The 9,015-nt window shown below is 71.9% G+C and carries 8 protein-coding genes and 1 pseudogene; 3 read left to right on the forward strand and 6 right to left on the reverse strand.

Annotated elements, in window-relative coordinates:
- Both VIM26_RS15785 and VIM26_RS15790 read left to right on the forward strand, forming a co-directional pair.
- A pseudogene (locus VIM26_RS15785) lies at positions 1-421 on the forward strand (alkene reductase); the annotation flags it as partial.
- A gap of 111 nt (positions 422-532) precedes the next feature.
- On the forward strand, positions 533-1,204 hold the full coding sequence (locus VIM26_RS15790; RefSeq protein ID WP_331952844.1) for a DUF402 domain-containing protein: 672 nt from the start codon (positions 533-535) through the stop codon (positions 1,202-1,204).
- Positions 1,205-1,327: 123 nt separating this feature from the next.
- On the opposite strand, the gene VIM26_RS15795 is transcribed toward VIM26_RS15790, so the two are convergent.
- The 3 genes from VIM26_RS15795 to glmS all read right to left on the reverse strand — a co-directional run bounded on the left by VIM26_RS15795 (position 1,328) and on the right by glmS (position 3,843).
- Positions 1,328-1,528 (reverse strand): hypothetical protein, encoded by a 201-nt coding sequence (locus VIM26_RS15795; RefSeq protein ID WP_414696500.1) that lies wholly within the window; start codon positions 1,526-1,528, stop codon positions 1,328-1,330.
- A 99-nt stretch (positions 1,529-1,627) separates the two neighbouring features.
- On the reverse strand, positions 1,628-1,987 hold the full coding sequence (locus tag VIM26_RS15800; RefSeq protein ID WP_331952846.1) for a holo-ACP synthase: 360 nt from the start codon (positions 1,985-1,987) through the stop codon (positions 1,628-1,630).
- Positions 1,984-3,843, reverse strand: coding sequence for a glutamine--fructose-6-phosphate transaminase (isomerizing) (glmS, locus tag VIM26_RS15805; protein ID WP_331952848.1), 1,860 nt, complete (start codon positions 3,841-3,843; stop codon positions 1,984-1,986). Before glmS ends, VIM26_RS15800 begins: the two co-directional genes overlap by 4 nt.
- Before the next feature lie 234 nt (positions 3,844-4,077).
- Between glmS and coaA the strand changes: the two genes are divergently transcribed.
- Positions 4,078-5,034 carry a type I pantothenate kinase gene (coaA, locus tag VIM26_RS15810; RefSeq protein ID WP_331952849.1) on the forward strand — a complete coding sequence of 319 codons (957 nt, stop codon included), beginning with the start codon at positions 4,078-4,080 and terminating at the stop codon, positions 5,032-5,034.
- A 711-nt stretch (positions 5,035-5,745) separates the two neighbouring features.
- Here coaA and VIM26_RS15815 read toward each other — a convergent pair.
- The 3 genes from VIM26_RS15815 to VIM26_RS15825 all read right to left on the reverse strand — a co-directional run.
- Positions 5,746-7,635 (reverse strand): bifunctional metallophosphatase/5'-nucleotidase, encoded by a 1,890-nt coding sequence (locus VIM26_RS15815; RefSeq protein ID WP_331952851.1) that lies wholly within the window; start codon positions 7,633-7,635, stop codon positions 5,746-5,748.
- Between the two features lie 142 nt (positions 7,636-7,777).
- Positions 7,778-8,446, reverse strand: a complete 669-nt coding sequence (locus tag VIM26_RS15820; protein WP_331952853.1) for a DedA family protein — start codon at positions 8,444-8,446, stop codon at positions 7,778-7,780.
- Positions 8,447-8,661: 215 nt separating this feature from the next.
- A partial coding sequence (locus VIM26_RS15825; RefSeq protein ID WP_331952855.1) for a peptide deformylase occupies positions 8,662-9,015 on the reverse strand: 354 nt, incomplete at its 5' end.

The following is a 9,015-nucleotide window of genomic DNA, read 5'->3' on the forward strand; positions in this document are numbered from 1 at the left end:
GGCTCGTGTCGGGATTCGCATCTCGCCGAGCCACAACATCCAGGACGTCCTCGAGTCGGACGCCAAGGATGCCGCCGCGACGTACGCGGCCCTGCTCGAAGCGATCGCACCGCTCGGAGTCGCGTACCTGAGCATCCTGCACGCCGACCCGTCCGGCACCCTCGTCCAGGACCTCCGCGCACGCTTCGGCGGTTCGGTCGTCCTCAACACCGGCTTCGGCTCGGTCACCTCCCGCGAAGAGGCCGTGAACCTCGTCGCGGACAACCACGCCGACGGCGTCGCCGTCGGGCGGCTCGCGATCGCGAACCCCGACCTGGTGCGTCGCTGGCAGGAGAACCGCGAGCTCAACGAGCCAAACCCGAGCACGTTCTACGGCCCGGACCCGGCCGGGTACACCGACTACCCGTTCCTGCAGAACTAGCCGAGCTTTCGGCGCGGTTGCGATGGGGCGAGGTCCGTGATGGACCTCGCCCTGTTCACCACCGCGAACCGGCACCCTCCAGGGCGCCGTCGACGCCGCCTATGGTGTGCCATGGACTTGCAGCCAGGCCAGCATCTGTGGTGGCACTTCCGGCGCAGCACCTGGAAACCGGGGATGCACCACGCCGTCAACCCCGTGACCGTCGTCCGCGACGACCCGACCGGCCTCGTCGTCTGGATGGCGCCCGGCACCACGCTCCTCAAGTCCGTGGTCGACACCGGCGACGACGTGCGCACGGCACCGCTCACCGAACGGTTCCGTCGAGGCCGGTCGACGGCGCGATCGGCCTGGCAGGGCGAGGGGATCCTGTGCATCGCACCGGCCGGGGCGCCGTGGTCCGTCTGGCTGTTCTGGGCGCCCGGGTGGCGGTTCTCCGGGTGGTACATCAACCTCGAGACGCCGTACCGGCGCGCGGGAGATCACTTCTACACGGAGGACCACGTGCTCGACGTCTGGGTGACCCCGGACGGCACCTGCCACCGCAAAGACGAGGACGAGCTGGCGGCCGCCGTCGACCAGGGCTGGTTCACCGCGGAGACCGCCGCCGCGATCACCCGCGACGCCGAGGCCGCGGAGGCCGTCGTCGCGTCGTGGCAGTCGCCGTTCTGCGACGGCTGGGAGACCTGGCGACCCGATCCTGCCTGGCCGATGCCACCCCTGCCGCAGGGATCGACCTGGGACTTCGACCTCACGGCGCCGATCGCCCCAGCTCCGCGGCCGTGAGCCCGACCGGTCCAGGACCGGGCGGGAAGCGATCGGTGTCCAGAGTGATCAGCCCATCAATGCCGGCAAGGGCGCGCCCGCCCGCCGGGTGACCTCAGTGAGCGCGAGCGGGATGCGTCGCCGTCACGGCAGATCCTTGGGTCCGGCGTCGGGCGGATCCGCCACGAGCTCGACCTCGAACCCGCACGAGTTCTCGAGGTAGGCGGCGTAGTGTGCCGCCCCGCCCGCATACGGATGCCGCTCGGGGAACAGCAGGGTCCAGCCGTACGCCGGCCCCGCCGCGACGCCAGCTCTGCCCCGCGGCCCAGCGGTCAGACATCTCATACCCCAGCTCGCCGAGCAGCCAGCCCCACGACCGCTCGGCGGCGGCCAGGTCGGCGACCCACAGCTCCAGGTGGTGCAGCGCCCCCCGGTCGGTCCGACTCAGGCCGGGTCCCGCTCCGCGACGACGACCGCGGACGCGATCCCGGCGTCGTGCGAGATCGACAGGTGGAACCGCGCGACGCCCAGCAGCGCGGCGGCAGCGGCGACGGTCCCGATGACCTCGACCTCGGGCTGCGCGCCCGCGGTCCGGCGCACGGTCGCGTCCTGCCAGCTCATGCCGGCCGGGGCACCGAGCGACTTGGCGATCGCCTCCTTGGCCGCGAACCGCGCCGCGAGCGACGCCGCGGGCAGCCCGCGCTCGGCGGGCGTGAACAACCGCTCCCGCAGCGCCGGCACCCGGTCGAGAGTCGCGACGAACCGCGCGACGTCGACGACGTCGATCCCGACCCCGACGATCACTCGACCGTGACGGACTTGGCGAGGTTGCGCGGCTGGTCGACGTCGAGCCCGCGAGCGGTCGCGAGCTCGCAGGCGAAGATCTGCAGCGGCACGACGGCGAGCAGCGGCGCGAGCAGCACCGGGCACTGCGGCACGTAGAAGACCTCGTCGGCGAACGGCAGCACGTCGACGTCGCCGTCCTCGGCGATCACCAGCGTGCGGGCCCCGCGCGCCCGGATCTCCTGGATGTTGGAGATGATCTTGGAGTGCAGGGAGTCGCGCCCGCGCGGGGACGGCACGACGACGAACACCGCCTGGCCCTCCTCGATCAGCGCGATCGGCCCGTGCTTGAGCTCGCCCGCCGCGAAGCCCTCGGCGTGGATGTACGCGAGCTCCTTGAGCTTGAGCGCACCCTCGAGCGCGACCGGGAACCCGACGTGGCGCCCGAGGAACAGCACCGACGACGTGTCGGCCATCTCGCGCGCGGTCTGCTTGACCCGGTCGGCACGGTCGAGCACCTGCTGGATCTTCTCGGGCATCTGGCGCAGCTGGTCGAGGATCTCGGCCATCTCGTCGGGGAACTTGTTCCCGCGCAGCTGCGCGAGGTACAGGCCCAGCAGGTACGTCGCGGTGATCTGCGCCAGGAACGCCTTGGTCGAGGCGACCGCGATCTCGGGCCCGGCGTGCGTGTAGAGCACGGCGTCGGACTCGCGCGGGATGGTCGAGCCGTGCGTGTTGCAGATCGCGAGCACCTTCGCGCCCTGCTCGCGCGCGTGCCGCACGGCCATCAGGGTGTCCATGGTCTCCCCGGACTGGGAGATCGCGACGACGAGCGTGCGCGAGTTGACCACCGGGTCGCGGTAGCGGAACTCGTGCGCGAGCTCGACCTCGACCGGGATCCGGCACCAGTGCTCGATCGCGTACTTCGCGACGTGCCCGGCGTACGCCGCCGTGCCGCACGCGATGACGACGATCTTGTCCACCGAGCGCAGCACCGACTCGTCGATGCGCAGGTCGTCCAGCACGAGCTTGCCGGCGATGTCGGTGCGCCCCAGCAGCGTGTCCGCGACGGCCTGCGGCTGGTCGTGGATCTCCTTGTCCATGAAGGACGCGAAGCCGCCCTTCTCGGCGGCGGCGGCGTCCCAGTCGACGGTGAACCGGCGGGCCTGGGCGGGCGCGCCGTCGAAGTCCGTGACCGTGACGTCGTCGGGCGTGATCGTGACGACCTGGTCCTGGCCGAGCTCGAGGGCCTCGCGCGTCTGGGCGATGAACGCCGCGACGTCGCTGCCCATGAAGTTCTCGCCCTCGCCGATCCCGACGACGAGCGGGGAGTCGTGCCGGGCGCCGACGACGACGCCCGGGAAGTCCTCGTGCACCGCGAGCAGCGTGAAGGTTCCGCGCAGGCGCCGCGCGACGGCGCACATGGCGACGGACAGGTCGGCGTGCTCGGCGCACGCGCGGGCCAGCAGGTGCGCCGCGACCTCGGTGTCGGTCTCGGACAGGAACACGGCGCCGTCGGCGACGAGCTCGGCCTTCAGGGACGCGAAGTTCTCGACGATGCCGTTGTGGATGACGGCGACCGGACCCGCGACGTGCGGGTGCGCGTTGACGTCGGTGGGCCCGCCGTGCGTCGCCCACCGGGTGTGCCCGATGGCGGCCGTCGAGGCCTCGAGCGGGTTGACGTCGAGCTCCTCGATGAGGTTCGCGAGCTTGCCGGCCTTCTTCGCCGTGACGATCTTGCCGCCGACCCCAGTGACGAGGGCCACACCGGCCGAGTCGTATCCCCGGTACTCGAGCCGCCGCAGTCCCTCCATCACGACATCGAGAGGACGGTTGCTGGCCTGCTGAGTACCGACGTACCCCACGATTCCGCACATGGGGCCGGAGTCTACCGAGCCCGCGCGCCCGGCCCGTCGCCGGCGGCGGTCGGAACCGCGTCGGGACGACGGTGCGGACGGTGTCGGGACACGCCGGGACTACACCGGGACGACGTCGGAATCGCGTCGCCGACGCCGGCGCGACCGCCGTCGGAACCGCGGCGCGGACGCCAGCCACTGCCGCCGTCGGGCACCGGGTCCGCGCCCGCAGCCCGCATCGGGCACAATCGCCGGGTGGCACCGACCGTTGAGCTCACACCGTCCTCGCCCTACGTCGAGCTTGACCGCGAGGCGTGGACGCGGCTGTCCGGCTCCACCCCGCTGCCGCTCACGGCCGCAGACGTCAAGCACCTGCGCGGGCTGGGCGACCCGATCGACCTCGCAGAGGTCGACGCCGTCTACCGCCCGATGTCCCGGCTGCTCAGCCTGTACGTCGAGGCGACGAAGAACCTGCACGAGGCGTCCTCGACGTTCCTGCGCGAGGATTCCGGCGGCACGCCGTACGTCATCGGCGTCGCGGGATCGGTCGCGGTCGGCAAGTCGACCACCGCCCGCCTGCTGCGCGAGCTGCTGGCCCGCTGGCCGCAGACCCCGCGCGTCGAGCTGCTCACCACCGACGGGTTCCTGTTCCCGAACGCGGAGCTCGCTCGCCGCGGCCTGATGGACCGCAAGGGCTTCCCCGAGTCGTACGACCGGCGGGCCCTGGTCCGGTTCCTGTCGAAGGTCAAGGCCGGCTACTCCGAGGTCCGCGCACCGGTCTACAACCACCTCACCTACGACATCGTCCCCGGTGAGCAGGTCGTGGTGCGCCGCCCGGACGTGCTCATCGTCGAGGGCCTCAACGTGCTCCAGCCGGCGCGAGCCACCGTCGAGGGCACCTCGGACCTGGCCGTGAGCGACTTCTTCGACTTCTCCATCTACGTCGACGCCCGCTCGTCGGTCGTCCGGCAGTGGTACATCGACCGGTTCCTCTCGCTGCGCGCGACGGCGTTCGCCCAGCCCCAGTCCTACTTCCACAAGTACGCCTCGCTCAGCGACGCCGAGGCGATCGAGCGCGCGGGGTCGATCTGGGACGCGATCAACGCCCCCAACCTGGTGCAGAACATCCTGCCGACCCGCAGCCGAGCGACCCTCGTCCTCACCAAGGGCGCCGACCACTCAGTCCAGCGAATGCGCCTCCGCAAGCTCTAGGCCTCGGCTGAGGCGGTAATGGGCACCACTGCTGGCTCCCGACTGCGGGGGTCTTGACTGCGGGGTCGCCGCTGCGGGGCCCCGACGGCCGGGGTCCTGACTGCGGGGTCGCCGCTGCGGGCGAGCGGGCGGCTGCGGGGTCCCTGCTGCGGGCGACTGCGGGGCCCGTGCTGCGGACGGCTGCGCGCCCACGCACGTCGGGCTTGCGGTGCGGAGGGACGCGCGTGGGGCTGGTGTGCATGGAGTGACAGTTGAGACGCCTCATCTGCACCACCGTCACCACGGTTAACACGCGCGTCCCTCCACACCGCGACCCGGCCGGAAACAGATCCGCCGGCGCACGCCGACGGTGGGTCGGCCGGACGAGCCGGGAAGGCGACGGCGGCATGAATCAAGACGGGACAGCGTCCGCCCGACCGGGCGCGCTCCGAGAACCCCACCCCAAACCCGGTAGCAGTCACGCGAGTGCGCGATTTTGGCTGTTGAAATGGCCTTCTGAGCAGCCAAAATCGCGCACTCGCGTGATGTGGGGCGTTCGACCACACGGATTCGGTCGACCGGGGCCAACTGTCCGGCTCGGCCGGTCGGGTCCAGGTCGGCCGGTCGGGTCGGCTGGTCGGATCGGCAGTCCAGGTCGGCCGGTCGGGTCGGCTGGTCAGGGTCGGCTAGTGGGGTCGGCCGGTCGGGTCGTGCGGGTCGGCGCTGGCCGGCTCAGTGGCGGCCGGGGCTGACTCCGCCGGTGACCACGACCGGGGCGCCGTTGACGACCAGCTGCCAGTCGACGGTGAAGAACGCCGTCGGGTCGACACTGCCCTGCGCGGTGACCCAGTCGATGAGCAGCTGGCGGATCTCGAGCTGCCGGTTGTAGACCACCGGTGCGTCCTTGGTGTGCGGGAACGCGCCGCCGCCGCTCGCCCGGTAGTTGTTGATCGCCACCACGAAGGACGCGGCCGCCTCGATCGGCGCTCCCCCGTACGACAGCCCGAGAATGCGCGAGCCGACCGGCTTCGCGAGATCGATGTCGTACTCCAGGCGCGCGTCGAGGCCGGACATGACGTCGTAGTTGTAGTCCGGCGTCCCGTTCGGCGCGGTCGGCGTCACCGCGTTGCACACCTCGGACGCCGCGAACGGCCCCGCGGTGGTCTGGGCCTTGAAGAACTGCGCGGACTTCTCCAGGTACTCCTTGACGCCGGCACCGGTCATCGTCACGCCCAGCAGGGTGTTGTCGTAGATGTACAGCCCGGCGACGTCGCGCACCGAGACCGACCCCGCCGGGATCGCGGCGTCGGGGTTGAACGGCGCCGCGATCGACAGCACCGGTAGATCGGCGCTGGCCGTCCCGACGAGCCCCGCGCGCACCGTCCGCGCCTGCACGAGGTTGATGAAGTCCAGCGCGGCGGAGTCCTCGAACCGGGCCGTCGCGGCGGACATGGCCTGGGTGCACGAGCCGATCACGCCGTTGACGTACGCGCGCACCTTCTCGTGATCCGCGCGCAACAGCCCGGCCACGGCCGCATCTTCGGGCACCGTGTTGGCGTTCAGGACCTGCGCGTGGGCGGCCTGGACCGACCACCGACCGCCGCGCCACGCGAGGTCCAGGTCGATCACGCTCAGCCGCATGCCCCACTTGAGCGGCTCGGTCAGCAGCACCTGCCGCCCGGTCTGCTCGTTGGTCACGAAGCGCTCGGCGATCTCCACGTGCGCGTGCCCGACCAGGATCGCGTCGATCCCCGGCACCTGCGCCGCGACGAGCGTCGACGCGTTCTCCGGCCACGGCAGCGCGTCCCCGTACGACGACGACGTGTCGGCACCCGAATGCGCGGCCACCACGACGACGTCGGCGCCCGCCGCCCGCATCCGCGGCACCCACACCGCCGCCTGCTCGACCAGCCCCGGGAAGGACAGCTTGCCCGCCACGTTGTCCCGGTCCCAGATCGCGATGCCGGGGTTCGTCAGGCCGAGGATGCCCACCACGACCGGCCGGCGCCGGCCCAGGTCGACGCGCTTGAGGAGGTACGGCGCGAATGCCGGACGACCCGTCTCGTCGTCGATCGCGTTGGCGCCGAGCAGCGGGAAGCGCAACTGCTTGCCGAACGTCCGCAGCAGATCCAGCCCGTAGTTGAACTCGTGGTTGCCCAGCGCGGCGGCGTCGTACTCGATCCGGTTCATCGCGGCGGCCATCGGGTGCACCGTGCCCCGGCCGATCGGCTCGATCTTGGCGTAGTAGTACGCGAGCGGCGTGCCCTGGAGCGTGTCGCCGGCGTCGATCATCAGGGTCCGGTGCCGGCCCCGCTCGTGGCGCACGGCCGTGACGAGCGTGGCGACCTTCGCCAGGCCGACGTCGTTGTGGGCGGCGTCGTCGTACTCGGCGTCCTTGAAGTAGTCCCAGTTGAACAGGTTGCCGTGCAGGTCGGTAGTGCCCAGCACGGTGAGCCGCGAGATGCCACCCTGACCTGCCGCGCCGCCCTCGCGGGCCGCGGCGGGGCCGGCGGTGAAACCCGCGCTGGCGAGGATGCCCACCATCGAGCCGGTCAGCACGGTGCGCCGCGACGGCCCCTCCGGCGTCGGGCGGGTGGCGTCATCCGGGGTGCGCTGCGTCATGACGGGTGCTCCTGGCTCGATCGGGCCGCCTCACCCCAGGTGCGGGCCGGAGATGATCTCGGTGGAGGTGACCCATCTAACGCCGTGCAGGATCGGACGCGGGGAGACCCGCGGGGAACACGCGATGAAGAGTTCGGGCGCCTCAGGCGTCGGTCGCGCGCGGGAGGGCGATCGGATCGCGCACGACGCCGTCGACCGGGCCTGCCTTCGCGGCGTCCCGCGCCCCGCGCAGGTCCGCCACGCGCCCGAGCACGAAGTCGAGCACCAGCCCGATCAGCAGCCCGCCGACGACCCCGACGACGACCGCGACGAGCGGGTGACCCTGGAACCACACCCCGGCCCCGATCCCGATGGCGGCCGAGTACAGCCCCCAGGTGACCGCGGCGATCGCGGCGAGCCCCACGAACCGGCGCCGGGAGTAGCCCAGCGCGCCTGCGGTCATGTTCACCGCCACGCGCCCGATCGGGATGTACCGCGCGGCGAGGATGAACGACGGGCCGCGCCGCGTGAGGGTCCGCTCGGCCCAGTCGAGGGTCCGCTGCGCGCGCGGGCCGCGCATCCCGCGCAGCCGGCGCACATCGAGCCGCTTGCCGATGGCGTAGGCGATCTGGTCGCCGGTGAAGGCGCCCGCGGCGGCGATCGCGACGACCAGCGCGAGGTTCGGCGGTCCGACCGACATGGCCAGGGCCGCGAGCGCGATGACCAGGGACTCGCTCGGGACCGGCGGGAAGAATCCGTCGATGGTGACAAGGATGTACAGCGCCACGTACACGAGGGGCGAGGCGGCGAGCGCGAGGATCCAGTCCTGCACGGGTCATTTGCTCCTGAGTCGGTGGCGCGTTGGTCGGGCGGGCCCACCCTAGGATCGCGCCCCGGGGCGGGCATCAGGGATGCCCCTGGCTCCCACCCTGGTTCACGACCATCCGCCGGGCAAACTACCCGGAGCGACTCCACGATCATCGCGCGCGCGGCGCGCCCAGTCAGCCCCTGCAGTGGGGGTAATTGGGTCGGTTTGTCGCGCGGATCTCAGGCGAGATCGAAGCCGAGGACCCGCGCCGCCGTCGTCGGCGAGGGCTCCGCGCCGAGCGCACCGCCGATGCCGTCGTCCGCCGCGAGGGAGCGCAGCTCGGCACGGTCGATGTAGAGCATGCCGCGCAGGTGGTCCGTCTCGTGCTGCACGATGCGCGCCGGCCAGCCGTCGACGATCTCGTCGAGATCGCGGCCGGTCTCGTCCTGGCCGGTCAGCCGCACGCTGCGATGCCGCGCGACGACCGCCTGCCAGCCGGACAGGCTCAGGCAGCCCTCGTAGAAGGACACCTTCTCCGTCCCGACGGCCTCGTACTGCGGGTTGACGAGCACCCGGAACGGCAGCGGCGGGCG

The organism is Pengzhenrongella sp., assembly GCF_036565025.1.
Classification (GTDB): domain Bacteria; phylum Actinomycetota; class Actinomycetes; order Actinomycetales; family Cellulomonadaceae; genus Pengzhenrongella.